The organism is Shinella sp. 838, assembly GCF_029623935.1.
In the GTDB taxonomy this organism is placed as follows: domain Bacteria; phylum Pseudomonadota; class Alphaproteobacteria; order Rhizobiales; family Rhizobiaceae; genus Shinella.
The window spans coordinates 234,786-259,552 of record NZ_JARSBQ010000005.1 but is presented as its reverse complement, the minus strand read 5'-3'; the positions used below and the strand labels follow the sequence as shown (position 1 = coordinate 259,552).

Sequence of the window (24,767 nt, the reverse complement as noted above, 5' to 3'; positions counted from 1 at the left end):
AAGCAGCGCCGCCCGCCAGATCGATTGCGGGTTGTTTGGACGAAACTGAGACAAGCTTGTTTACAAATTTGTGATATATGCGAAAGGCTTCGGGACCGGGCACCAAGGGCGCCCGGTCTTCATGGTCAGAACTTGCGCTGGAAGCGGAGCATGCCACCCCAGGCGTCGGCGTCCTTGCGGTCGAAATTGTCCATGTAGAGAACCTCCGGCGTGACGGTGAAGCCGTCCACGACTTTGAAGTCCACATTGGCGACCGCAGCGAAATTGTCGGCTTCGTCATAGGAAAGCTGGGTGTTCAGCACGAATTTTTCAGCCAGGGGCGCGGAAACGCCAGCCCAGAGCGCGTAGTCGCCGGACCAGGCAGCGAAGCGATTCGGCCCGCGGTCGCCATCAGTGTTCCAGCCGGCCATGAAAAAGGCAGAAAAACCGCCGAAGGATCCGTCAACACGGGCCTTGATCCCGCCCTCCTTCATCGATTCGTCGTAACCCGCGACGAGCTTGACGCCATAGGCGCCTGCCGAATAACCGATACCGACCACGAAATCGGGCATGTAGCCCTTGCCCTCGCCGCGGTCGTCTTCGAGGCTGAGCACGCCGGTGAGACCGTTACCATTGTCATAGTTGTAGGCGATAAAGTTGGTCTCGAACGGTCCGTACTTCGTCACCCAGTCCTGAATGACATTGCCGGCGTAGTTCGTGTATGTCGTGAATGCGGACTCGCCCTTACCGACACGGAAGCCATAGAAATCGATAAAGGCCTGGTAGAGGAAGATGTCTGTGCCGGCATCATAACCCGACGAGGCGTAGTTCGGGCCTGCATAGCCGCCGTGATAGTTGAATCGAATCTCGGTATGCGTTTTCAGCGGGCCATACTCCGTATCGGACGCAGTATCGATGCGGAGCAACGAACGGGAACGGGCATCGAAGGCATCGCCATCGCCGTCAAGATCGGTGTCACGGCCGAGCGCCTCGCCGCCCTGAACGTCGAAGCGAACATAGCCGCTGAACTTCAGGCAGGTTTCCGTTCCGGGAATGTAGAAATAGCCGTTGCCGAAGGCATCACAGACGCGGACATATTCCATGGGTTCCGGGTCGGCGGCGACCACGGCATCGGCCGAGTAGGCAAGGGAAGAGGTTGACGCAGCAGCGGCGGCCAACAGGACGGTGCGAATGGATTTCATCTTTCACCTCAAGAAGAGCAACTACCCCAATGTCGGGGCCGCTCCACTTGGCGCGCCCAAGTTTTCGGCAGATTTTCCTGAAGTTTACAGCACTGTAAGCCGGGCGCTCGGCGAGAGATTGTTGTATTTTTGATACATTTCCTCTGTCCTCTTGAAAGAGAATGGATCATTCAAGACAACCGGCAGGGTTCGCCTTGCGCCTGGACAGAAAGAAGCATCCATGAGCGCATATCCAGACAAAACAAGTCCCGCTTTCCCGCACTATGCTTTGACAAATTTGTAAGCTTCACGCGATGGGGGCGTGAAATCCGCTTCGTACTGTCCTCCTGCTGCAACGAAGCAGCGCTATGACGAGGACAACACCATGACCATCAAGATCGCCACCATCACCCTCCTCCTCTTCGCCGCCGCCTCGGCTTCGGCATCGGCCAACAGCGGGATGAACGCGACAAGCAGCGTGCTGGGCAGCATCGTCCAGGGACACGGCAAGCCGGGCGATACCGCCCGCTCGCTTTCCGACCCCGACGTCACGTTCCGCGTACTCGACAATGGCAAGGTCGAACGGACGAACGAGCGGCTCGGCACGGTCTCGATCACGAATCCGAAGACCGAGTGGACCCGGACCTCGCGCAGCAGGTAGGATGACGGCCAAAGCACCGCACGCGCGATCCCGCGCCTGCAAGACTGCCAGCAGACACTGACTTTGCTATCCTCCCGAGCATAATCAATAATTTATGGCGCCTCCCTCACATGCAGGATCATCTCCGCATGCGAGAGAAGCGCCATAACTTGCCGCAACCGAATCCTTACATATCGCCTAGGCTCAGGACCTATTAATTTGGATTGAGATGTGATTCAGGATCTCTGTTGAAGGAGGCTGTGATGGGTGATCTTTTGCGCTGAGCGAGCGCCAGATGGCGCTGATATCGCCGTTCCTCCCGCTGTCGCACGGTGTTCCGAGGGTTGACGACCGGCGAGTGATCAGCGGCATCGTCTATGTCATCAGGAACGGCTTGCAGTGGAAGGACGCGCCGATAGGGTATGGCCCGCACAAGACGCTCTTCAACCGCTTCGTCCGCTGGAGCCTAATGGGCGTGTTCGACCGCATCTTCGCTGGCCTTGCGGGTGAAGGGCCAAAACCCGAACGCATCATGATCGACGCAACTGAAGGCTCATCGCACCGCGGCGAGCCTACTAAAAAAGGGGATATTTCCCGTCGTATCGGGCGAACCAAGGGCGGGCTGAACTCCAAGCTCCACACCGTCTGCGACGGTGACGGCCGGCCGATCATCTTGCTCCTGTCGCAAGGCCAGATGAGCGACCACAAAGGCGCGCGCCTCATGCTTGATGCCCTGCCACCGGCCGAACACCTCATCGCCGATCGCGGTTTTGACAGCGCCTGGTTCCGCCAGGAGCTCGAAGCCAGAGGCATCGAGCCCTGCATCCCATCCAGTCGCAGCCGCAAAGTCCCATTCGCCTACAACAAGACGCTCTACCGTCAGCGCCACAAGGTCGAGAACCTGTTCGCCAAACTCAAGGATTGGCGGCGCATCGCAACACTCTACGACCGGTGCGCACACACATTCTTATCCGCCATCTGCATCACAGCCGCCGTCATATTCTGGATCTGATCAACGAGCCCTGAGCCTAGATCATGCCGAGATCTGCGTAGCTGTCGTGCAGGGCCTGGTCGCCAGCACTGAAGCGCGCGGCGGCGAAGTTGTGCTGGTGCCAGTAAGGGTAGATGTAAGGTGGGCGGCTGACCTTGTTCAGCGCGTCCAGCTCCTCCTCGCTCAGCTTCAGATCGACAGCGGCGATGTTGTCACGGAACTGATCCTCGCTGAGGCCGCCGACCACGAGACTTGTAACGGCAGGGCGCGAGAGGGTCCAGGCCAGTGAGACCTGTGCCACCGAGACACCACGGGTTTTGGCGATGACCTCAAGCGCGTCGACGATCGACCACAGGCGCTCCCGGTCCCGGATCGGTGGTTCGCTCCAACCGACGGCCTGACGGGAATCGGCAGGCGTCCTGTCGCGTCCGAAGGCACCGGAAAGCAGACCGGCGGCGAGCGGGCTCCAAACCATGACGCCGAGGCCCTGATCGACAGAAATCGGCAGAAGCTCGTATTCGGCTTCGCGTGCCTCAAGCGTGTAGTGGATCTGCTGGGTCACGAAGCGCGGCAGGTTCTTCGCCTCCGCCAAGCCGAGCGCCTTCATGATGTGCCAGCCGGAATAGTTGGAGCAGCCGACATAGCGGATCTTGCCCTGCTGGCGCAGTGTATCGAGTGCCGACAGCATTTCTTCGACCGGTGTCACACCGTCCCATTCATGCATGAAGTAGATGTCGATGTGGTCGGTCTTCAGCCGCTTGAGGCTGCGCTCGCATTCGCGGATGAGATGGTAGCGCGACGTGCCTTCATCGTTCGGCCCATCGCCGATACGCATGCGGGCCTTGGACGAGATCAGCACCTTTTCGCGCTTGTCACCGAGCGCTTCACCGAGAATTTCCTCCGAGCGACCGAGCGAATACATGTTGGCCGTGTCGAAGAGGTTCACACCGCCGTCGATGCAGCAGTCGATGAGACGGCGCGCTTCGGTGACACCCTGGTTGGCGACCCGGGCAAAGGCGCCGACCCCGCCGAAGGAGAAGGTGCCCATGGCGATCGCCGAAACCTTGAGGCCCGTGCGGCCGAGCGTCCTGTATTCCATGATGCTTCTCCCAGGTTCTATTGCGCCGGCTGCCGGGTTTTGCGCTTCGGGCGCTCCGGCACCGTCTTCGAGACACCGTGCTCGTGGCTGGCGCGCAGAACGAGCTCCGCGCCAACGAGGATCTTGACCGGCGGCTGAGGCTCGGCGGCGGCGATGAGGTCATCGAGCACGGTGACGGCGAGATAGCCGATCTTGCGCTTCGACACGTCGATCGTCGTCAACCCCGGTTCCATCGTCGCGCTCTGCGGCAGGTTGTCGAAGCCGATGATCGAGACGTCTTGCGGAATCGAAATGCCATGTTCGCGAAGTGCGCGGATGAAGCCGTAGGCGATGATGTCGTTCGTGCAGAAATAACATTCCGCAAGATCGAGCCCGGCCGACAGCAGCGCGCGCGTATCGAGATAGGCGCCGTCATAGGTCGATTCCACCGAGAGGATGTCAGCCCCGTTCACCGGCAGGCCCAGCCGCTCCATGTTCTTGAAGAACGCTTCGCGGCGCAGGCGGAAGTTGGTCGTGTCGACATGAGAAGCGACAAAGCCGATACGCTGGAACCCCTGCATGCGGAAACGCGAGACCACCTTGTAGACCGCATCCTCGTTGTTCATATCGACGAAATTCGCTTCGAGCACGTCATAGAACGTATCGATGAAGACGGTCGGGAAACCCAGGCCCTGGATAAGCCTGATATCGGCTTCCGTCAGCTCCGTACCGAGCGCGATGACGCCTGATATCGGCGCGCCGGCCAGCGATTCCGCCACCGTGCTGATCGGCTGGCCCTCGAAGCTCACGACCTCCAGCGTGTAGTTGCGCCGTGTCGCCTCGGCGGACATGCCGTCGATATAGTCGGAGATGAAGACGCTATGGTCGCGGTTGACGGTATGGCCATGCTTGGCGATCTTCAGGAAACGCAGTGTTTCGCCGGGCTCCGCGCTGCTTCGCGTTGCCCGGGGTACGTAGTTGAGGTTTGCCACCGCCTCCAGCACCCGCGCCCGCGTCACGCCGGAAATCTCTCCCTTGCCGTTCAACACGAGCGAAACCGTCGCGGGCGATACGCCTGCCGTCTCGGCAATATCCCTGATGGTCGGTTTTCCCGGTTTCTTCATGCGGAGATGCGGGCCTTTTCATGCTGCGACTGCGAACAAGTTTACTAAACGATTTAGATGAACTTTGCGAGACCTAGGGCAAATCGACCCCATTCGCAACCAATTTTCCACTCCGACGGGGCTTGTCAGGCCAAAAGTCCTTTGCTAGCGTTTTAGTGAAGCTAGACTTTATTTAGTAAACAAATGGGAGGAAATCATGCAAAAAACCGGCAGACAGCTGGCGATGCTTGCTGTGATAAACGGCCTTTTGCTGGTGGCGGGCGCCCTGATTTCCGGCGGCTCGTTCCTTTCCCTTTTCAATCTCCAGTCCATGGCGAGCCAGGTTCCGGAAATCGGTCTCCTGGCCATCGGCGTGATGCTCGCCATGTGCGCCGGCAATGGCGGTATCGATCTTTCGGGCATTGCGCTCGCTAACCTTTCCGGCGTCCTGTCGGCCGTCATCGTCTCGTCGTTTATCTCGGCGGCGGAAAGCGGAACGGCCTTCAGTCTCGCCTTCATCCTGGGCGCCCTCCTCGTCGGCCTTGCCGGCGGCATCATCAACGGTGTCCTCATCTCTCGGCTGAACATCACGCCCATCCTCTGCACACTCGGGACGCAGATGGCCTTCATGGGGCTCGCCGTGGTCGTCTCCGGCGGCAAGGCCGTGACGGTCGGCAGCCCAGCGCTGCTGTCGGGCATCGGCAACGACATGATCGCCGGGGTTCCGATCAGCTTCCTCGTCTTCGTTCTGGTCGCGGCCGCTGTCGCCGCATTGCTGAAGTTCACGCCCTATGGCCTGTGGCTGATGCTGATGGGCACCAATCCCAAGGCCGCCGTCTATGCAGGCTTTCCCAGAAACGGCGTGATCGTCGCCACCTACGCGATATCCGGCCTGCTGTCGGGCCTTGTCGGCATCATCATCGCGGCACGCAACGTCAATGTGAAGTTCGACTACGGCAGCTCGTACCTGCTCATCGCCATCCTCATTGCCGTGATGGCCGGGGTGAAGCCGGAGGGCGGCTATGGGCGCGTCGTCTGCGTCGTCCTCAGCGCCATCGCCCTGCAGCTCATGTCGAGCCTGCTCAATTTCAGCGGCCTTTCCAATTTCGTGCGTGATTTCGCCTGGGGGCTGCTGTTGCTCACCTTCCTGGCCGTCGGCCGCTACGACATCGCTGGCTTCCTGTCCCCGGGACGCCGCTCGCCAACCCCTTCGGTGCCTGTCCCTCAAACGCCGAAGTGAAACAGGAGGGAAAATTCGTGGAGGAAAACATGAAATCGTTTTCGAAGAAGGTACTGGCTGGAACGACAGTTGCGGCCGTTGCGCTTGCCGGCTCGATCGGCACGCTGGTCGCACAGGAAAAGCCGGTCATCGCCACCGTGGTCAAGATCAGCGGCATTCCGTGGTTCGACCGCATGAACACCGGCGTCGTGGCTTATCAGGAAGCCAATCCGGACGTCGTTGCAAGCCAGAGTGGCCCGGCAACAGCGGACTCGGCCCAGCAACTGCAGATCGTCAACGACCTCGTTGCCAAGGGCGTCAACGCCCTTGCCGTCGTGCCGATGGACCCGGCCGTTCTGGAAGGCACCTTCCAGCGCGCCATGGAGCGCGGCATCGTCGTCGTCACCCATGAAGCCGATAACCAGGTGAACACCCATGCCGACGTCGAGGCCTTCGACAATGCAGACTATGGCTCGGCCCTGAACGAACGCCTCGCCGAATGCATGGGCAAGGAAGGCAAGTGGACGACCTTCGTCGGCTCGCTCGGTAGCCGCACGCACATGCAGTGGGTCGGCGCCGGTGAGGAGAACGCCAAGAAACATGCCGGCATGGAACTCGTCGATCCGAACAACGAATCCTTCGACGATGCCAACGGCACCTATGAGAAAGCCAAGGAAATCCTGCGCAAGCACCCCGACATCAAGGGCTTCCAGACCTCGGCGGGCAACGACGTGCTCGGTGTCGGCCGCGCTATCGACGAAGCGGGTCTGAGCGGCAAGGTCTGCCTCGTCGGCACCGGCCTGCCGAACCCCTCGGCCGACCTGCTGGAATCCGGTGCCATCACGGCGATTGGCTTCTGGGACCCGCAGAAGGCCGGCATGGCGATGAACGCCGTCGCACGCCTGCTGCTGGAGAAGAAGGAAGTCACCGACGGCATGGACCTCGGCGTCGAAGGTTACAACAAGGTCTCGGTCAAGCAGGGCCCGGGCAAGGGCCTGCTGATCCTCGGCAACGGCATGGTCCTCGCCGACAAGGCGACCTACAAGGAACACCTGTTCTAATCGACAAACCGTCAGCCGGCCGGAAGGTTCCCCTTCCGGCCGGGATCGCCCGGCGTGGCAAAACGCCGGTCAGCATGAGGACAATTTCCGTGGCGGCACAAGCACAAACAGCGCAGCAACCGGCAGCGCTCCTTGAACTCAGGAACATCCAGAAGTGGTTCGGCGGCGTCCATGCCCTGCGCGGCATCGATCTGACGCTCCATCCGGGCGAGGCCTACCACCTTCTTGGCGAGAACGGGTGCGGCAAGAGCACCGTCATCAAGATCATGTCGGGTGCGCATGCCCCGACGTCAGGCGAGATCGTGCTGGGTGGCGAGACCTTTGCGTCGCTGACACCGATCCAGTCGCTCGCCGCCGGCATCGAGACCGTCTACCAGGATCTGTCGCTGCTGCCCAATCTGACGGTCGCCGAGAACGTCGCGATGAACGAGCAGCTGGTGAACGCCAGCGGCCGTCTTGCACGTCTCTTCGATCGCAAGCGGTTGAAGGAAACCGCGGAGCGGGCGCTGGCCGCCGTAGGCCTGCCGAGCGACCGGACCTTCCTCAACACAATCGTTTCCGACCTGCCGCTCGCCTCCCGCCAACTTGTCGCGATCGCCCGGGCCATAGCGACCCGCGCCAAACTCGTCATCATGGACGAGCCGACCACGTCACTGACACGCCGGGAAGTGGACAATCTCATCCAGGTCGTCGAGCGCCTGCGTTCTGAAAACGTCGCCGTACTCTTCGTCACGCACAAGCTGGACGAATGCTATCGCATCGGCGGCCACGCCGTCGTTTTCCGGGATGGCCAGTGCGTCGCTCAGGGGCCTATCGAAACCTACAGCAAGAAGGAACTCGCCGAACTGATGACCGGTCGTTCCATCGATGCCCAGCGCTACCGCACGGGCAAACTGTCAGACAAGGAGCTGCTCAAAGTGGAGCGGCTCGTTGTCGATGGCGTGCGGGAGATGAGCTTCTCCCTGAAAAAGGGCGAAATCCTCGGCATCACGGGTCTTGCCGATTCCGGCCGCAACGAGCTTGCCCTGGCCCTGACCGGCGTTGCCCCTGCCACGGGCGGCACAGTGACACTCGATGGCAAGGTCGTTTCCGTCCGCTCGCCTGCGGAAGCCATCGCGCATGGTATCGGCTATGTCCCGGAGGACCGGCTTGCCGAAGGTCTCTTCCTGGACAAGTCGATCTTCGAGAACGAAATCGCCCTCATCGTTTCGCGCCTTGCCAATTCGCTTGGCGTTGTCGACCGGGAAGAAGGACGCGGGATCGCCGCCCGTCTTTCCGAGGAGATGCGGCTCAACACGAAAAATCTCGACCTGCCTGTCGGGGCGCTCTCGGGCGGCAATCAGCAGCGCGTGCTGATCGGCCGGTGGCTGAGCATCGCACCGAAACTGCTGGTGCTGCACGGGCCCACGGTCGGCGTCGATGTCGGCTCCAAGGACACGATCTATCGCGTCATACAGGCCCTTGCCGAAGCGGGCATGGGGCTCGTCATCGTCAGCGACGACCTGCCCGAACTCCTTCAGAACGCCGACCGCATCCTCGTCATGAACAGCGGCCGGGTGGTCGCGGAAATGGGCGCCGGAGAGGCAACCGAAGACCAGCTCTACAAAGCAATGCTGGCGACCACGACGGAGACCATGCAATGAGTGCCTCACGAACCGATGAACTCCACGGCACCGCCGGCCCGTCGCGTTCCTTCAGCTTCAGCGAACTCGTGCGCCGCCGACCGGAAACCATCACGTTCCTGCTTCTGGTGGCGATCTGTGTCGGCGTCACCATCGCCAACCCGGCCTTCCTGCAACCCTCGACGCTTATCGACATCGGCCGCGCCAGCGTGGTCATGGGGCTTTTCGCGCTCGGCGTCTTCATCATCCTGGCGGCAGGCGGCATCGACGTGTCCTTCACGGCGATCGCGGCCTTCACCATGTATTCGATGACCGTGCTGGTGCAGACCTATCTGCCGAACCTGCCCATCGCCCTCATCATTCTCATGGCAACGGTCGGCGGCGCGGCGCTCGGCATTGTCAACGGACTGCTCGTTCATCACCTGAAGGTGCCATCGCTGATCGTCACCATCGGCACACAGTATCTCTTCCGCGGCTTCCTGCTCTCCTTCATCGGTACGGTCTGGATCATGTCGCTGCCGCCGCAGATGGGCAGCTTCGGGCGCATGCCGCTCCTGCAGCTCGAATCCGCCAATGGCGCATTGATCACGCTGCCGTTCTACTTCCTCGTCCTGCCCATTGCCGCCTTCGTGACCTGGTGGATCCTCAACCGTACCCTGATGGGCCGCGCCATCTTCGCCGTCGGCGGCAATGCCGACATCGCAAGCCGCCTCGGGTACAACCTGCGCACCGTGCATGTTTTCCTGTTCGGCTATGCGGGCGCGCTCGCGGGCCTTGCCGGCATCATCCATGTCTGCGCCAACCGGCAGGCAAATCCCTTCGATCTCGTTGGCACCGAGATCAACGTCATCGCGGCCGTCGTACTCGGCGGCGCGCGCATCACCGGCGGCACCGGCACGGTCCTCGGCACCCTACTCGGCGTGCTCCTGATCGTTGTCATCAACAGCGTGCTCGTCATGGTCGGCATTCCCAGCACCTGGCAGCGGCTCGTCGTCGGCAGCTTCATCCTGCTGGCCGCCGCCTTCTTCGTCACGCGCCAGCGCAAGAAATAATCCCCAATTCCCGGAGCAAGAGCATGAAGAAGTTTCTGAACGACCCCGTCAATTTCGTCGACGAGATGCTGGAAGGCATCTACAAGGCGCATCCCGCCGTCACCTATACGGCCAACGACCTGCGCTGCCTGGTCAGCGCAAGAACCAAACCCGGCAAGGTCGGCATCGCGACCGGCGGTGGCTCGGGCCACCTGCCGACCTTCCTCGGCTTCGTTGGCGAGGGCATGCTCGACGGAGCGGCGGTTGGCGGCGTCTTCCAGTCGCCCAGCGCCGAGCAGATGTACCAGGTAACGAAGCATATCGATCAAGGTGCCGGCGTCCTCTACATCTACGGCAACTACACCGGTGACATCATCAATTTCGACATGGCTGCCGAACTTGCCGATCTTGACGGTATCGTGGTCAAGCAGGTCGTCGGCAATGACGACGTCGCCTCCTCGGTGGTCGGGGAGGAACACAAGCGCCGTGGCGTCGCCGGCATCTTCTTCATCTACAAGACCGCCGGTGCAGCGGCCGCCGAAGGCCTCCCGCTCGATGAGGTCGCGCGCCTTGCCGACAAGGCACGGCTGCATACCCGCACCATGGGCGTCGCACTCTCCAGCTGCGTCGTTCCGGAAATCGGCCACGCCACGTTCTCCATAGGTGAAGACGAGATGGAAATCGGCATGGGCATCCATGGCGAACCCGGCATCAGCCGCAAGACGCTGGCGCCGGCCGATGCGGTCGTCGACGAGATGATGGAGCGCATCTTCGCGGAAACGGACTACAAGTCCGGCGACAACGTCGCCGTGCTTGTCAACGGCCTCGGCGGCACGCCGCTGGAGGAGCTCTACATCCTCTTCCGCCGCGTCGCGCAGCTTCTGGAAGCGCGCGGCGTTACCGCGAAACATGTCTGGATCGGCGAATTCGCCACTTCGATGGAGATGGCCGGCGCGTCGATCTCGATCCTGCATCTCGACGACGAGCTCGACCGCCTTGTCGCCGCTCCGGCCAACACGCCGTTCTTCCAGCACATTGCAGGGTGAAACGATGACGATCGAGACATTGAATGCCGCAGGCCTGATCGACCTTTTCAAGAGCTGGAAGGATCTCTTTTCCGAACAGCGTGAATTCCTCATCGCGCTCGACGGCAAGGTAGGCGACAGCGACCTCGGCATCACCATGAGCAAATCCTTCGCCGCCGCTGCCGATGCATTGGAGGCAGAGGGCGAAGCGGCAGGTATCGCCAAGCTCCTGCGTACAGCCGGGGCAACAATGGCCCGCACCGCTCCCTCCACCATGGGTACGTTGACGGCGACCGGATTCCTGCGGGCCAGCAAGGCCGTTGAGGGCAAGGATGTGCTGGAAACGGCGGACATGGCCGCCTTCTGGCGCGCCTATCGCGATGGCGTTGCCGAACGCGGCAAGGCGAAGGTCGGCGACAAGACCTTGCTTGACGTGCTCGACCCGATTGCGGTGACACTGGAAGCACAGGCCGTTGCCGGCGCTTCGCTTGCCGATGCGCTCAACGCCGCGGCAGACGCCGCCGAGCAGGCGCTCGAAGCCACCAAGTCCCTGCTTGCCCAGCATGGCAAGGCCGCGGCCTTCCAGGAAAAGACCATCGGCCTGCAGGATGCGGGCGCGACAGTGGGGGCTTTCCTCATCCGCCGCATGGCGGACTTCGTGGCAAGCCGGTAGAGACTGCTTCCGGCGAGCCGCAGCGCATGTGCCTCGCCGGCTCGTCGCTCCGACCGGATGTCGGTGCCCCAACGCCAAACGCACCACCGGCGGGACAAGCCGCCGGCGGCGTATCCGGGGGAGGTATCAGTTGAGGGGGATGGCGTTGCCGTCCTTGCTTGTCTGGTAGACGACCGAGAGATCGTCATATTTCAGCCGGATGGCCTCGGCGCGTTCCTTGAACTGCGACCGCTGCGGCTCGGGAAGACGGTCGATCAGTGCGTGGATCGACTGTCCCTTCCAGAAGGCATTCGTTCTGTTGTAGCCGCCGGCGTCGAGCGTGAAGACCTCCTTCAGGATCTTCAGGTCGTGCGGGATGGAGAACGCGTCGCGGGAATCCTCGTGACTGAAGAAGTAGAAGAAATTGTCGAACCCGGCCCAGGTGATCGCCGACAGACACATCGAGCAAGGCTCGTGCGTCGACAGGAAGATGAGGTCCTTGGAGTCCGGCCGATCGCATTGCGGCATCTCGTAGAACCGCTTCAGGGTGTGGACCTCCCCGTGCCACAGCGGATTTTCCGTCTCGTTGTTGGTCTCGACGAGCACCGTGGACAGGTCCGACTTGCGCAGCAGCGCCGCGCCGAAGACCTTGTTGCCGGCAGCAACGCCGGCCTCCGTGGTGGGGATGATGCCGTCCTCCATCGTGCCGAACAGGGCATCGAGCAGGCTTCGGGTTTCGGTTTCTTCTGACATTGTGTCTCCGTTGGTGTCGTGGGAAAAGGTGGTCCGGATCAGGGACAGGGCACGATCCGGAGCAAGGGGGTGTCGGGCGCCCTCAGTGCGCAGCCTCCGGGATCATCGGGATCTCGACGCCCTTGGCGTCATAGAGCTTGCCATTGAGGAAGTAGTCGCCGTCATGAAGTCGGGCGATATCGGTGTAGCGGATCGTTCGCTCGGTGGCCGCCACGAAGACGGACTGCTGGTCCGAATTGCCGGCCTTGACATGGTTGAACAGCAGGTTGAGGACGATCGCCATCAGGGCAGCGGAACTGATGCCCGAATGGAAGATCGTCGCGACCCAGGCCGGAAAGTGCTCGTAGAAGCCGGGCGAGGCGATGGGGATCATGCCGAAGCCGATCGAGGTCGCGACAATCACCAGGTTCATGTTGTTCTGGTAGTCGACCTTGGAGAGGGTTCGGATGCCGCTGGCCGCGACCGTGCCGAACAACACGATGCCGGCGCCACCGAGAACCGAACTCGGCACTGCCGCCACGACACGCCCCATGACCGGCAGCAAGCCGAGGATCACGAGGAAAAGGCCTCCGGTCGCCACCACATAGCGGCTCTTGACGCCGGTGACGGCGACAAGCCCGACATTTTGCGCAAAGGCGCTTTGCGTGAACGAGCCGAAGATCGGTGCGAGAATGCTCGACAGCATATCGGCGCGCAGGCCATCGCCCAGACGGCGCGAATCCACCTTCGTCTCGACGATCTCGCCTACGGCGAGAATATCGGCCGATGTCTCCACCAGCGTGACGATGATGACGATAAGCATGGAGATGATGGCGGCGATCTCGAAGGTCGGGTAGCCGAAGTGGAAGATGGTCGGCAGCGCGAAGAAGGGACCGTTCGACACCTGCGAGAAATCGGTCATGCCGACGGCATAGGCAATGCCTGTCCCGATCACAAGCGCGAGCAGGATGGACAGCCGCGAGATCGAAGCGCTGCCGACCTTGCTGAGCAGGAGAACGATGGCCAGTGTCACAGCGGCGAGCTGGATGTTGGCCGGGCTACCGAAATCAGGCGAGCTGCTGTTGCCGCCCATGGCCCAGAAGGCGGCGACCGGCATCAGCGTCAACCCGATCGTGGTGATGACGATGCCCGTGACGAGCGGCGGGAAAAAGCGGGTGATGCGCGAGAAGACCGGCGTGATCAGCAACCCGATCAGCGAAGCGGCGATAACGGCGCCCAGGATGGACGGAATGCCGCCATTGCCCGATATCGCCACCATCGTCGCAACGCCGGAGAACGAAACACCCTGCACCAGCGGCAGGCGGCTGCCGAAGAATGGCAGTCCGAGGGTCTGCAGGATGGTGGCAAGGCCGCCGGCAAACAGCGATGCCGTGACCAGCAGGCCGACATCGCTCGGGCTCAGTCCCGCGGCCTGGCCGACGATCAGCGGTACGGCGACGATACCGCCATACATCGTCAGGACATGTTGAAGCCCATAGGCGATGTTGGCGCCGACGCTTAGTTTTTCGTCTTCCGGGCGTGCGACGGTTGCACTTTCTTCGTCTGCATGTGCCAAGGTAAACTCCTCCCTACCTTTGCTTGCGTTGAATTCTGCGGTTTGCCCCGTTTCAGTCGATTGCTTCGGCATGGCGCCGGGGCGCTGGCGCATACCGGAACCTCACCTCTCGCCGGCGCTCCCTGCCGGTTGCAGTACTGGCGCACGCGAAAAACCCGATGGCACATTGCCAAGCAGGCGCTGAGCGGACGGCAACAAGGGCGCCGAAGCGCGGCCCAAACAACAGTCATCTGGAAAGAGAGTATTTCTCTGCATGCCCCACCAGTTTCCACAGTTGGACCGGTCGGTTGACCGGTTTCGCCAGGACCCTGTTCCAGGAGGTGCGAGCTCCGGATCGTCATCAACTTGCGTTGAGCGGGGCATTTCATGTGAGGCCTAAACCTGCACTGTTACAAATCCTGCATTCTTTTAGCCGAGCCTGTCAAGCGCCAGCGCTGATCACCGAGGACGCAAACGAGCGCCCCCTATCGGCAGGACGCAGCGGCATGCCCGGCAATGTCTAGCCAAATCAGGGTGTCCCAGCCTTGAGGACGCACTCAATCCGGTCGCATCTTTGCAGAAATGGCAAAAGACCTTCAGGGAAACGGACCGGCAACGCGCGGTCGACATTGCCAGAGAGGGGCGTCGCGGAGCGCTGATGCAGGTCGCGGATTTCGGATCTGATTGCGATGCCAGGACTATCTTGGCCGGCAGCCCGTTGCGCACATGAATGGGGCTACCCGCAGGAGTCCCGTTGCTCTAGAACACCATCACGACGAGGATGGTACCGGAGGTTTGCCGTGAGCCAGAACAACAAGACCATCACCACCTGGTATGTCGATCCGGACGCCGAGGACCGGATGTCGGATGGTCATGCGCCCATCTGGCGGCACCTGATCGATCTCATCTCCGAGCGCGACCTCAGCCAGAAAAGCGTGCTCGATTTCGGCTGCAACCAGGGCGGCCTGTTGCGGCACCTCTATGCCATCAGGCCCTTCCGCAAGGCGCTCGGCATCGATATCGCCGAGCAGTCGATCGCCAAGGCCGAGGCATTCAAGGGCAATATTCCCGTCCAGCACGCTGTCGGCGGAACGCTGGACGGCTGGGGCGAGGAGTTCGATCTCGCGATCAGCCATGAGGTGATCTATCTCGTTTCCGACATCGACGCCCATGCCGCCGATATTTTCAAGGCCCTGAAGCCGGGGGGCGTCTACTACGCCGTCACGGGCTGCCATACCGACAATCCGCTCTGGCCGAAGTGGCGCGATCTCGTCGCCCAACGTACCAACACGGTCGTGCAGGACCGGTCGATCACCGACTATGCCAGGGCGTTTTCCAAAGCCGGTTTCACGGTCTCCGGCCGCAAGCTGGAATACGATGGCTTCATCCCGTTCTTCGAAGACGGCTGGACGCCCGACTTCGCCGACGCGCTCGACTACTACACGCAGACCAAAATCGTCTTCCGGCTGGTCAAGACCCCAGCCGGTGCAGCGTCGTAAGCTCGACATCGAAATGGGGCGGCTTGTCGGGCGCGACCTCGACGAACCGCCCTTTCACCCGGAAGGTCCGTTCAATCAGGCCGCTTCCGGCGAGCGCCCGCGGCGCGCCGTCGAAACGAAGCTCGCCCTTTTCCAGAAGAGAGATGCGGTCGCTGACGGCGATCGCCTGATTGATGTCGTGGATCGCCATCAGGATCGTCACGCCGCGCTCGCGGCTGAGGCGGTGCACGAGGTCGAGCACCTCCACCTGGTAGCCGATGTCGAGGAAGGATGTCGGTTCGTCGAGAAGCAGGATGCCCGCCTCCTGCGCCAGCGCCGCCGAAATCCAGGCGCGCTGGCGCTCGCCGCCGGAAAGCTCCTGTAGCGTCCGGTCGGCGAAGCGCGTGAGGCCCGTGCTTTCAAGCGCCCATTCGATCGCCGCCTCGTCCTTCCGGTCATAGGAGCGGAACAGGCCGACATGGGGAAAACGGCCTTGCCGGACAAGCTGGGCGATCGTCATCTCGTCGGGCGCTGCCGGCTGCTGCGGCAGGAAGGCGAGTTTTTTCGCGATCGCGCGCCGCGACATCGCGGCGACGGCGGTGCCTTCGATCTGGGCTTTGCCGCCTGATGGTGTGATGAGACCGGCCAGCACCTGGAGCGCCGTGCTCTTACCCGAACCGTTCGGGCCGATGAGGGCGCGGATTTCGCCCTTTTCCATCGACAGCGAGAAGTCGGTCAACGCCTTGCGGCGACCGTAGAGGACCGACAGGTGTGAAGCGGTGAGCGGCATGGGCGATCTCACGGAACCTTGCGCAGAAGCGCAAGCAGGACAGGAACGCCCATGAGGGCGGTGACGACGCCGATCGGCACTTCCTCCGGCCCGCCGGCCAGCCGGCCGATCAGGTCGCCCAGCGTGACGATGACGGCGCCGAGCACGACGGTGAGCGGAAGGACCAGCGGAAAATGCCGTCCGGCGAGGAAGCGCGCCAGATGCGGGACGATGAGGCCGACGAAGACGACCGGCCCGACGGCGCCGACGGCGCTGGATGCCAGCGCACAGGAGACAAGCAGGACCAGCGAGAACTGTGCCTTGTAGGGAAGGCCGAAGGAGCGAGCGACAGTCGCATCGAACCGCAGCAGGATCAGCGGGCGGTAGATCAGCGGCAGCATTGCAAGGCCCGCAATCGTGAACGGCAACAGGAAGAGCGCATGGTCCCAGGTTCGTGCATAAAGGCTGCCGGAGAGCCATTCGAGAATGATCTCGATGCGGGCCGACCCCCAGCCCGCGATGAGCCCGATGGCTATGGCGTGCAGCACCGCGCCGATGGCGATGCCGCAGAGCGTGATCCGGAGCGGACTGAGATCGAGGCGGAAGGCGAGCAGGTAGATGATACCGCCGGCGATCATACCGCCCATCATGCCGGCGGGCGGGAGCCAGGCGATCGGGAGCTCGTTGACGGAGTAAGAGTCGGGATTGGCGAGATAGACCGTAAAGAGAAGGAAGAGCGTCACGGTCAGCGTCGCGCCCTGCGAGACGCCCATCAGCGAGGGATCGGCAAGCGGATTGCGGGTGATGGTCTGGAGAAGCAGGCCGGCGAGCGCGAACTGCATGCCGGCCAAAATGCCGGTCACGATGCGCGGCAGCCGGATATCGAGGATGATCGAGCGTGCCTCCGGCGAACCGCTTCCAGTCAGCGCCGACAGGACATCACAGACGGGCAGGTCGACGATGCCGAGGAAGATGGCGGCGACGAACGACAGGAGGACGAGCGCAAGCGCAGCAGGCAGGATCCAGCGCTTCGGCCGACCGATCGTCGGGGCGCCCAGGCTCATGCGCCCTCTCCCTTGAAATCGAGCCGGCCGCGCTGGATGAGATAGACGAAAAGCGGCCCGCCGATGAGCGCGGTGACGATGCCGACCGGCAATTCCTTGGGAATGGCGACGGTGCGCGCGACAAGGTCTGCCGCAGTCACGATCAGCGCCCCGATGGCGGCCGTAAGGCCGATCTCCCAGGCCATGCCGCGCGGGCGCAGCAACTTCGCGATATGCGGCGCGGCAAGACCGACGAAGGCGACAGGCCCGGCGACGGGCGCAACCCCCGCCACCGGGCAGATGCCGAGCAGGAGGAGGACCGGCTTCCAGAGCGTGAGCTGTACCCCCATCGCCGCGGCGGAATGGTCGCTGAGCGCGAACATGGCGATCACCCGATGAAGGAAGAAGGCGCCCGACACCCCGACCAGCACCCAGGGCAACATCTGGACGAGATGCCCCCAGGTCCGCCCGGCAAAGCCCCCGGCCAGCCAGAACAGCAGCGCCGTCGATTGCGGCCCGGCGAAAAGCAGCACGTAGATGGTGATCGCACCGAGGAAGAGCGAGACGCTGACGCCGCCGAGGGCCAGATGCAGCGGATGGCTGTTGCCGCCGCGCGCCACCCAGAACGTCACCGATGCGGCGGCAAGTCCGCCGGCGAGTCCGACGAGCGGATAGTAGTGCCCGGAAACCCAGGGCAGGAAGACGAAACATGTGACGATCGGCGCGATCGCCCCGGCGGTGACGCCGGTTATGCCGGGATCGGCGAGCGGGTTTCGGGTCAGCGCCTGAAGAAGATAGCCCGACACGGCAAGCCCCGCACCGGCCGTCGCGGCGGCGAGGCTGCGCGGCAGCCGGAGCGTCCAGACGAGGATCGACTCGATCTTGCCGTCGGGGCTGAAAAGCGCCTGCAGGACCGCGCCGGCGGAAAGCGTGCGCGCGCCGGGCATCAAGCCGACAGCGATGACGAGAAGGGTCGCGACGAAGATGCAACCGATGGCTATCGAGGATTTGCGTGCGTCCATCGCCGTCGCGGTCAGTCGCTTACTTCTGGAGTTCGGCCGGGATGATCTTGGCCGCTTCCGCCTTCACGTCAACCTTGGGAAAAACATCCGGATAGAGGTAGTGTGCGGCTTCGCGCAGCACGATCTCGCGGGCGATAGGGCCGTTGGTCTCCACCCATTGGTCGCCGACATAAAAGACGCGGTTGTTCTTGACCGCCGTGAGCTCCTGCCAGATCGGATTGTTCTCGTGCGGGCGATCCGGACCGTAATCATAGATGAAGAGGACTTCCGGATCTTTTTCCAGCATGGTCTCCAGGCTGAGATCCACGCCGAATTCGCCGCCCGGCGTCATGGCGCCGGCAATGTTCTCGCCGCCGATGGCATTCAGGATCGAGGCAGACGTGTTCTCGTCATGGAAGGCGAACGGCGCTTCCCCGCCCCACATGATGGCGTAGCGGGGATGGCTGTCCTTCGGCGCCTTGGCCGCGACCTCGGCAAGATGCGCGCGGAATTCCTTGTTCAACTCGACGCCGCGCTCAGGCTTGCCGAGGATTTTCGCCAGCGCCTCGATTTCCTTGTCGCTGCCGTCGAGCAGTTCCATGTTCCAGGCGACATAGGGCGCGATCTTCTCGAGCTGCGGCGCATTGCCGACGGTGTAGCGGCGGATCGCGACGATGAGATCCGGCTTTGCTTCCGAGAGAAGTTCGAGGTTCGGCTTGGCACGCTGACCGACCTGCACCATGTCCCTGGTGAGGCCGAGCAGGAACTCCGGCGGGCGGTCCGCAACCATATAGGTGCTCGCCACCGGCTTGATGCCGAGCGCCAGCGCCACGTCATCGGCGAAGAACGAGATGGAGGCGACGCGTTTCGGATGGGCAGGAACCGTCACCTCGACGCCGCGGTCGTCAGTGACTTTCTGCGTGGCGTCTTCTGCAAGCGCAGAGCTCATGCCCGCAACGACGCAGGCGGCAAACACGCCGGACAGAAGGGCACGCCTGCTCGGCAAGGCAAAACTGGAAAACATTGTTCTCTCCCTCAAGGTGATCCGTGATGACAGTGGCGGACGGCTGACAGCATGAACGGTTGCACAGAATGCATGCTGCGCTCTTGAGGAAAGCCCTGTTCGCATCGATCGCACGGATGACGGACGTCGGTCTTCAAGGCAGGCTTCCCCGATCATTCTTGTCGTTCTGGCAGAATGTGGATAGATATGGTCAAGTTATTTGCAAGCGAAAGATTCTCACGCCGGCATGAGAAATCCTCAAACCGTCCGCGCCAAACTGCCGCCACTGGCAACACTGCCGGCCTTTTCCATCGCCGCGCGCACCGGCAGCCTGACGCTGGCAGCGCGCGAGCTGCACCTGACACCCGGCGCGATCAGCCGGCAGATCAAGTCGCTGGAGGAGGCCCTCGGCGTCCAGCTCTTCCATCGCGGGCACAATGCGATTTCGCTCACCGATGCCGGCCGACAATACCTGATCCACGTGAATGCAGCGCTCGCCACGCTGGAGAACGGCACGCGCGCCGTTCTGCCGGATCGCATACGCCTGGTGATCCAGGCACCGATCACCCTGGCACGGCGCTGGCTCATTCCAAGGCTCGGCGCCTATCTTCAGGAAAATCCCAGCGTCGACCTCAACATCCAGTCACTCGCGCTTGGCGCCAGCGACGTTCCCGATGTCACGGTCAGCTACAAGCGCGGCTCAGACGAGTCGCGCTTTCCCAGCGCCTTCCTGCTCGATCGAACGGTCGCCGTCTGCTCGCCCCTGCTGATCGGCAGCCTGGCGAAGACGGTGACGCCGGACGCGTTGCTGGGCCTGCCGATCCTGCTCGACACCGCCGATGCCTGGTCGTGGCAGCGTTGGTGCGAGGCGGCGGGCATTGCGTTCCAGCCGCGCAGCGGCAGTCTCACCTTTGATACAGACGAGGCCTCCATCGATGCCTGCATGACCGGCCTCGGCGTCGGCCAGGCAAGCCCGTCGCTCATCGAGCGGGAATTGCGCGACGGCCAGCTCATCCAGCTCTGCCCCGCAATCAACCCAATCGTCGGTGCTTACGAGATCGCGGGACAGGCCACCGAGCGGGCAGCGGGATTTGACCGGTGGCTCCAGACCTGGCGGACCGAAGCGGCACACTCCGACAGTGCAACCGTGCCATCATCAGAAAGGGGCATCTCGCAGTTCGGGTGACGCCGCCTCTTGTCCACGCAGCTAAAGGAGCAGGCTGTCACGTGCCCTGATCAAGATCCGCAAAACGGCGGCCGCGTTCCTTCATGCTGCCGGCATCCGGTTGCGGCCAGTGCCCGACCGAGCGAAAACGGGCCGCGATGCTGGCGGATTGGCCGTCTGCATGATCCAGGCGCTGCATGCCGATGGAATAGAGGGCCGACAGCCGCTCCGGGGCACACATGTCGGCTACCGCCCCTTCTTCACAGCGGCCGGACCCGTAGAGCAAAACGGCGCGATCGCCGATTTCGAGCGCATGGGTCGGTTCGTGCGTGGTCATGACGATGGTCAGGCCGCGCTCGGCGGCAAGCCGTCCAAGCATGGCGAGCATGATCGCCTGGTTGTGGAAATCGAGCGCCGCGGCAGGCTCGTCGAGCAACAGGATGTCAGCGTTCGATGCGAGCGCGCGGGCGATCAGCACCAGCTGCCGCTCACCGCCCGAAAGCGTCCCGATGGCCCGATGCGCAAAGCTGGAGAGACCAAGCAGGGCCAAAGCCTCGCGCGCGTGCTCGCGGTCGAGCGCAGTGGGGCTGGAGAACAGCCCGACATGCCGGGCGCGGCCCATCAGCACGACGTCGAAAACGGAATAGGAGAAGGGCGCGGCAAACTGCTGCGGCACATATCCGAGCATGCCAGCACAGCTGACATGACCTGTACTTGGCTGCATCAGGCCGGCAAGGCACTTGAGCAGCGTGGTCTTGCCGCGGCCGTTTCGACCGAGAAGCACGAGCGTCTGGCCCTTGCGCAGCGTGAAATCCAGTTTTTCGAACAGCCACGGATTGGCATCATCATAGCGGAAGCCGACGCCGCGGGCTTCTATGGCGACTACCATGCGTCCCCCCGGTTGCGATGCAACAAAATCAAGAAGACCGGCGCCCCAACGATCGCCGTCAGCACGCCGAGGGGTATTTCGGCGGCGATCATCGTGCGCGCCAGCGTGTCGACCAGCAGCATGAAGATCGCGCCGAGCAGCGCCGCTGCCGGCAGCAACCGGCCGTGATCCGGGCCTACCAGCGTGCGAGCGAAATGGGGAATGACCAGCCCCACCCAACCGATGATGCCCGAATTGGCAACGCTGGCGGCGGTAATGCCGGTAACGCAACAGAGCGCCAACCACCGCGTCGGCTCGACCTTGAGGCCGAGCGCGCGGGCATCCTCGTCACCGAGCGAAAGCACGTTGATCCGGAACCGCATCAACAGCAGCGGCACGGCGAAGAGCATGACGAGCGGCACCATGTAGAGCGCCCGTTCGGGGGTTGCGCTGGCAAACGAGCCCATGAGCCAGAACACGATGGCCGGCAGCGTGTCATTGGGATCGGCGAAATAGGTGCCAAGCGATACGAGTGCGGAAAACAGCGCCGAGACGACAATGCCCGCAAGCACCAGCATGAGCAATGACGATCGACCGGACTTGCGGCTCATCACGACGACGAGGAGCAGGGCGCCAATCCCGAAACCGAACGCCATTACCCAGAGCACGGCTGCCCCAAGCCCCAGCAGGATGGCAAGCACGCCCCCGAAGGCGGCACCGGAGGAAACGCCAATGACATGCGGATCGACCAGGGGATTGCGGAACACGCCCTGCAGCACCGCACCTGACAGGGCCAGCCCTGCTCCGACCGTGGCGCCGATCAGCAGGCGCGGCACGCGCACCAGCTCGACGACCCGCCAGACCGGTTCGGCAACGCCATCGCGACCGGGACCGATGCGCAACCAACCGCCGACCAATGTCGCGAGATCGCCGAGACCCACGCCATAGCGGCCGACCGAAAGCGAGAGGATCATGGCAAGAACCAGCAGCCCGACCAGACCCGTCATGACCATGCGCACGTCGAGCGGCGGGTCTCCGGCAGCCGGCGCGGCGACGCCATCCGTCACGGCCGCCCCTCCGCGGGAGCCGCCGGCGGTTCGTCGGAGAAGACCAGCGCGTTCAGAATGTCATGGAAAAGGTTGGGCTGCTGGCGGGGATCGGAGCAGAACTGCTCGATATGGTCGCCATTGTGCATGAAGACCTTGCCACCGCCGGGCATGCGCCAGACCCAGTCGACCGGGCCTTCAAGCACGGTGCCGTCCGGCCCCGGCCCCCCGATGAGGCAAAGCCATTGCGCGCCGGCGGGCGCGTCGGAAAACCCGCGTGCATACTGGCCGAGGATCCCTTCGTGCCGATGAAAGTTTTCAAAGTCCATCCGGCCGAAATAGGCGCCGGGCTGCGCAGGCCGGATCATCCAGTTGGTGAACGGCTTTGGCGGAACGGCGCGGAACGGGCTGAGGCAGGGCAGGAACGGCAGCAGGATATGGCCATTGAGCAGGAAGTGGCCGCCGCCAGCGAGATAGTCGACCAGCTTCGCCTCGATGGACTTCAGGAAGATCTGGTCGGCCATGCCCGAGAGCATGACCACATCGACCTCGGCAAGATCGATCGTCTCGAGGTCATAAACATCGGCAGCGCTGTAACGCCAGTCCTGCGGCACAAGCCCGCCGATACGATCGCGGTTGTAGCTGCGGGTGGAGCGCAGATAGAGCAGATGCGGCCTGCGGCCGTCATGGCGGAGAACACGGTCAGCCATGGTTCTGCACCTCGCGCTTCAGCCAGGGATAGAAGCCGTTGAGGAACCGCGTCGTTGCGGGCATGAAACGGCGCCCGTGATGGGTATGCGGGTCGATGGTGGAGGCAATCAGCCGTCCGCCGCCGGCGACAGCCTGATCATAGAGCAGGCAACCTTCGTCGTTGTCGAGATTGAGGATCGGCGTTGCCGTCGGCGGCAGCCGGAAGGCACCGAAAAAATGCCAGCACATATCCGCAAGGGGAATAGCCCGGGCCATGGAATGCTCGGGCCGCGGCTGATACGCCTCCATGCGCCCTCCCGGCCGCATCCACCATTTCCAGTCCTCTGTCTCACGCGAGAACCACTGGACCTCCACGACATCGAGCCATTCGTCCATGCGATTGGGCTCGAAGACGATGAGGAAGCCACCGCCGGCAAGATAGTCGTTGAGCTGACGGGCATGCCGCCGCAACAGGTCCTGGTTGGAGAAATCGGGAACGACGATGGCGCGGAACCCCGTAAGATCGACCTTGTCGAGGGTACGCAGATAGAGTTCCGCATCGAGATAGGCCTGATAATCGCGGTAGCATTGCAGCTGCGCGCCGTCACCCGACGTGATGAAGCCGATATCCTTCAAGGCACCCTCCCCGATCCTGGCTCGATCCCGAAAACTATCGAGTCCGCCCGAAGGCGTCGGCGTAGCCTGCGCTGCCGCCGTTCCATTCCATCTGCATGAGCTTGTCGACCTGTTCGTCGTTCAAGGTTTTGCCGTAGAGGAACTGAAAGCCATCGACGACAGCGGTGCGCATGTTGGTGTCGAACAGATCGGGATAACCGATTTCGGCAAACCACTGGTAGGCGAGTTCGCCGCCAGCCGCCGTCGCCGGGTCGATTGCCGGGGTCTTGTAGACCCGCGCCGCCTTGACCGCGGCCAGCGCGCCCAGCACGGGATGCTTGAGGATATCGTCAGGCTTGATGGTGTCGTTGTAGTAGTTGACGAGGACGATGTCCGGGTTCCATTCGAGCAGCGATTCCGCGCCGACGGTGACGGATCCTTCGGTGAAGCCCGCTTCGGTCGCGGCATTGATCAGGCCCGATGCTGCGAAATAGGCTTCCTCACGGCCGAACACCACGAACTCGTTGTCGCTCATGCTGTCGATGAAGACGATACGCGGCCGGGGCTTGCCTGCGGCCTTCAGCACCGCGGCGATGTCGGCGACGGTCTTGTCCTCCCAGTCGAGGAAGGCCTTGGCCCGATCCTCCTTGCCGAGGATCTGGCCGAGCATGGCGATGTAGCCGCGCCGGGTTTCGCGCGATTCCGTGCTGACCGTGGCCACCTTGATGCCCGCATTCTCCATCGGGGCAACACGCTCGTCGGCCTTGGCCTGCCATTGCAGCACCACATCGGGGCCTGCAGCGAGTATCTCTTCGACATTGGGGATGAAGTTGCCGGCGACCAGATCGGTGCGGATATCGGCAATCTCGGGGAAAAGCTGACCGATCACCCCGTTCATCAACGCCGCCTGCGCCCGCGGATTGATGGCGGTGAGGCGCTGGGTTCCCCCGTCAAGCGCGATCATGGCTTCGGGGATGGGCAGCGGAAAGATCGCCACGCTGTCCACCGGCCGCTCAATCGTGACCTGTTGCCCGCGGGAATCGGTGATCGACACTTGCTGCGCAAAACCGGCAGCGGGCACCGCCACGGCGATCAGCATTGCAAGACGCAGAGAAGAAAACAAGGAAGACACCACGACAGGCTCCGGATGAGGTGAAGTTGATGTCTCCTATTTTATCATGACGCCAATGGTCAAGTTTTATCTGCCGCGCTCCAAGGCA

Annotated in this window: 25 protein-coding genes; 11 read left to right on the top strand and 14 right to left on the bottom strand. The window is 62.7% G+C overall.

The window, feature by feature from the left end; genetic code table 11:
• Window positions 1–125: 125 nt before the first annotated feature.
• Entirely contained in the window at window positions 126–1,181 is a 1,056-nt protein-coding gene (locus P9A16_RS18295) for a porin (protein WP_278025853.1), read from the bottom strand.
• On the opposite strand from P9A16_RS18295, the gene P9A16_RS18290 reads away from it, so the two are divergent.
• From P9A16_RS18290 to P9A16_RS18280, 3 genes are all read left to right on the top strand, one after another.
• Window positions 1,171–1,314 carry a hypothetical protein gene (locus P9A16_RS18290; protein WP_278025852.1) on the top strand — a complete coding sequence of 48 codons (144 nt, stop codon included), beginning with the start codon at window positions 1,171–1,173 and terminating at the stop codon, window positions 1,312–1,314. The two genes, P9A16_RS18295 and P9A16_RS18290, sit on opposite strands and share 11 nt — an antisense overlap.
• A 231-nt stretch (window positions 1,315–1,545) precedes the next feature.
• Window positions 1,546–1,821: a hypothetical protein gene (locus P9A16_RS18285; protein ID WP_024270403.1), complete on the top strand. Its 276-nt coding sequence runs from the start codon at window positions 1,546–1,548 to the stop codon at window positions 1,819–1,821.
• 259 nt (window positions 1,822–2,080) lie between these two features.
• Window positions 2,081–2,812, top strand: a complete 732-nt coding sequence (locus P9A16_RS18280; RefSeq protein ID WP_278025896.1) for an IS5 family transposase — start codon at window positions 2,081–2,083, stop codon at window positions 2,810–2,812.
• A gap of 16 nt (window positions 2,813–2,828) precedes the next feature.
• Here the strand turns inward: P9A16_RS18280 and P9A16_RS18275 are convergent, their stop codons facing one another.
• Together P9A16_RS18275 and P9A16_RS18270 are read right to left on the bottom strand one after the other, a co-directional pair.
• Complete coding sequence (locus P9A16_RS18275) at window positions 2,829–3,890, bottom strand: aldo/keto reductase (protein WP_278025851.1); 1,062 nt, start codon at window positions 3,888–3,890, stop codon at window positions 2,829–2,831.
• A 17-nt stretch (window positions 3,891–3,907) separates the two neighbouring features.
• Window positions 3,908–4,993 (bottom strand): LacI family DNA-binding transcriptional regulator, encoded by a 1,086-nt coding sequence (locus P9A16_RS18270; protein WP_278025850.1) that lies wholly within the window; start codon window positions 4,991–4,993, stop codon window positions 3,908–3,910.
• A gap of 196 nt (window positions 4,994–5,189) precedes the next feature.
• On the opposite strand from P9A16_RS18270, the gene P9A16_RS18265 reads away from it, so the two are divergent.
• From P9A16_RS18265 to P9A16_RS18240, 6 genes are all read left to right on the top strand, one after another.
• On the top strand, window positions 5,190–6,212 hold the full coding sequence (locus tag P9A16_RS18265) for an ABC transporter permease (protein WP_023512498.1): 1,023 nt from the start codon (window positions 5,190–5,192) through the stop codon (window positions 6,210–6,212).
• A 29-nt stretch (window positions 6,213–6,241) separates the two neighbouring features.
• Complete coding sequence (locus tag P9A16_RS18260) at window positions 6,242–7,252, top strand: substrate-binding domain-containing protein (protein WP_023512499.1); 1,011 nt, start codon at window positions 6,242–6,244, stop codon at window positions 7,250–7,252.
• Window positions 7,253–7,326: 74 nt separating this feature from the next.
• Entirely contained in the window at window positions 7,327–8,895 is a 1,569-nt protein-coding gene (locus tag P9A16_RS18255) for a sugar ABC transporter ATP-binding protein (RefSeq protein WP_443021677.1), read from the top strand.
• Window positions 8,892–9,926, top strand: coding sequence for an ABC transporter permease (locus P9A16_RS18250; RefSeq protein ID WP_050745668.1), 1,035 nt, complete (start codon window positions 8,892–8,894; stop codon window positions 9,924–9,926). Before P9A16_RS18255 ends, P9A16_RS18250 begins: the two co-directional genes overlap by 4 nt.
• A 23-nt stretch (window positions 9,927–9,949) precedes the next feature.
• A complete protein-coding gene (locus tag P9A16_RS18245; RefSeq protein ID WP_050745669.1) occupies window positions 9,950–10,951 on the top strand; it encodes a dihydroxyacetone kinase subunit DhaK in 1,002 nt (333 codons plus the stop codon).
• Window positions 10,952–10,955: 4 nt separating this feature from the next.
• Window positions 10,956–11,603, top strand: a complete 648-nt coding sequence (locus tag P9A16_RS18240; protein WP_278025848.1) for a dihydroxyacetone kinase family protein — start codon at window positions 10,956–10,958, stop codon at window positions 11,601–11,603.
• A gap of 126 nt (window positions 11,604–11,729) precedes the next feature.
• On the opposite strand, the gene P9A16_RS18235 is transcribed toward P9A16_RS18240, so the two are convergent.
• Together P9A16_RS18235 and P9A16_RS18230 are read right to left on the bottom strand one after the other, a co-directional pair.
• Window positions 11,730–12,335 (bottom strand): nucleoside deaminase, encoded by a 606-nt coding sequence (locus P9A16_RS18235; protein WP_278025847.1) that lies wholly within the window; start codon window positions 12,333–12,335, stop codon window positions 11,730–11,732.
• 82 nt (window positions 12,336–12,417) lie between these two features.
• The gene (locus P9A16_RS18230) at window positions 12,418–13,962 is read right to left on the bottom strand and encodes a nucleobase:cation symporter-2 family protein (RefSeq protein ID WP_443021678.1); all 1,545 of its coding nucleotides are present in this window, start codon (window positions 13,960–13,962) and stop codon (window positions 12,418–12,420) included.
• Between the two features lie 767 nt (window positions 13,963–14,729).
• Between P9A16_RS18230 and P9A16_RS18225 the strand changes: the two genes are divergently transcribed.
• A complete protein-coding gene (locus P9A16_RS18225) occupies window positions 14,730–15,368 on the top strand; it encodes a class I SAM-dependent methyltransferase (protein ID WP_278025895.1) in 639 nt (212 codons plus the stop codon).
• On the opposite strand, the gene P9A16_RS18220 is transcribed toward P9A16_RS18225, so the two are convergent.
• Genes P9A16_RS18220 through P9A16_RS18205 form a run of 4 tightly spaced genes read right to left on the bottom strand, consistent with a single transcriptional unit; the run spans window position 15,340 to window position 19,184 of the window.
• Window positions 15,340–16,137 carry an ABC transporter ATP-binding protein gene (locus P9A16_RS18220; protein ID WP_278025846.1) on the bottom strand — a complete coding sequence of 266 codons (798 nt, stop codon included), beginning with the start codon at window positions 16,135–16,137 and terminating at the stop codon, window positions 15,340–15,342. The genes P9A16_RS18225 and P9A16_RS18220 overlap by 29 nt on opposite strands.
• A gap of 8 nt (window positions 16,138–16,145) precedes the next feature.
• Entirely contained in the window at window positions 16,146–17,180 is a 1,035-nt protein-coding gene (locus tag P9A16_RS18215; RefSeq protein WP_278025845.1) for a FecCD family ABC transporter permease, read from the bottom strand.
• On the bottom strand, window positions 17,177–18,181 hold the full coding sequence (locus P9A16_RS18210; RefSeq protein WP_278025844.1) for a FecCD family ABC transporter permease: 1,005 nt from the start codon (window positions 18,179–18,181) through the stop codon (window positions 17,177–17,179). The genes P9A16_RS18215 and P9A16_RS18210 overlap by 4 nt, the downstream gene beginning before the upstream one ends.
• A 19-nt stretch (window positions 18,182–18,200) precedes the next feature.
• Window positions 18,201–19,184 (bottom strand): ABC transporter substrate-binding protein, encoded by a 984-nt coding sequence (locus tag P9A16_RS18205; RefSeq protein WP_278025843.1) that lies wholly within the window; start codon window positions 19,182–19,184, stop codon window positions 18,201–18,203.
• Window positions 19,185–19,410: 226 nt separating this feature from the next.
• On the opposite strand from P9A16_RS18205, the gene P9A16_RS18200 reads away from it, so the two are divergent.
• On the top strand, window positions 19,411–20,349 hold the full coding sequence (locus P9A16_RS18200; protein WP_278025842.1) for a LysR family transcriptional regulator: 939 nt from the start codon (window positions 19,411–19,413) through the stop codon (window positions 20,347–20,349).
• Window positions 20,350–20,386: 37 nt separating this feature from the next.
• On the opposite strand, the gene P9A16_RS18195 is transcribed toward P9A16_RS18200, so the two are convergent.
• The 5 genes from P9A16_RS18195 to P9A16_RS18175 are packed head-to-tail and all read right to left on the bottom strand — an operon-like array spanning window position 20,387 to window position 24,670.
• Window positions 20,387–21,217, bottom strand: coding sequence for an ABC transporter ATP-binding protein (locus tag P9A16_RS18195; RefSeq protein ID WP_130517710.1), 831 nt, complete (start codon window positions 21,215–21,217; stop codon window positions 20,387–20,389).
• Window positions 21,211–22,263 (bottom strand): FecCD family ABC transporter permease, encoded by a 1,053-nt coding sequence (locus P9A16_RS18190; protein WP_023512706.1) that lies wholly within the window; start codon window positions 22,261–22,263, stop codon window positions 21,211–21,213. Before P9A16_RS18190 ends, P9A16_RS18195 begins: the two co-directional genes overlap by 7 nt.
• Window positions 22,260–22,952 (bottom strand): hypothetical protein, encoded by a 693-nt coding sequence (locus P9A16_RS18185; RefSeq protein WP_023512707.1) that lies wholly within the window; start codon window positions 22,950–22,952, stop codon window positions 22,260–22,262. Before P9A16_RS18185 ends, P9A16_RS18190 begins: the two co-directional genes overlap by 4 nt.
• The gene (locus tag P9A16_RS18180) at window positions 22,945–23,568 is read right to left on the bottom strand and encodes a hypothetical protein (RefSeq protein WP_023512708.1); all 624 of its coding nucleotides are present in this window, start codon (window positions 23,566–23,568) and stop codon (window positions 22,945–22,947) included. Before P9A16_RS18180 ends, P9A16_RS18185 begins: the two co-directional genes overlap by 8 nt.
• Before the next feature lie 34 nt (window positions 23,569–23,602).
• Window positions 23,603–24,670, bottom strand: coding sequence for an ABC transporter substrate-binding protein (locus P9A16_RS18175; RefSeq protein ID WP_130517706.1), 1,068 nt, complete (start codon window positions 24,668–24,670; stop codon window positions 23,603–23,605).
• Between the last annotated feature and the right edge of the window lie 97 nt (window positions 24,671–24,767).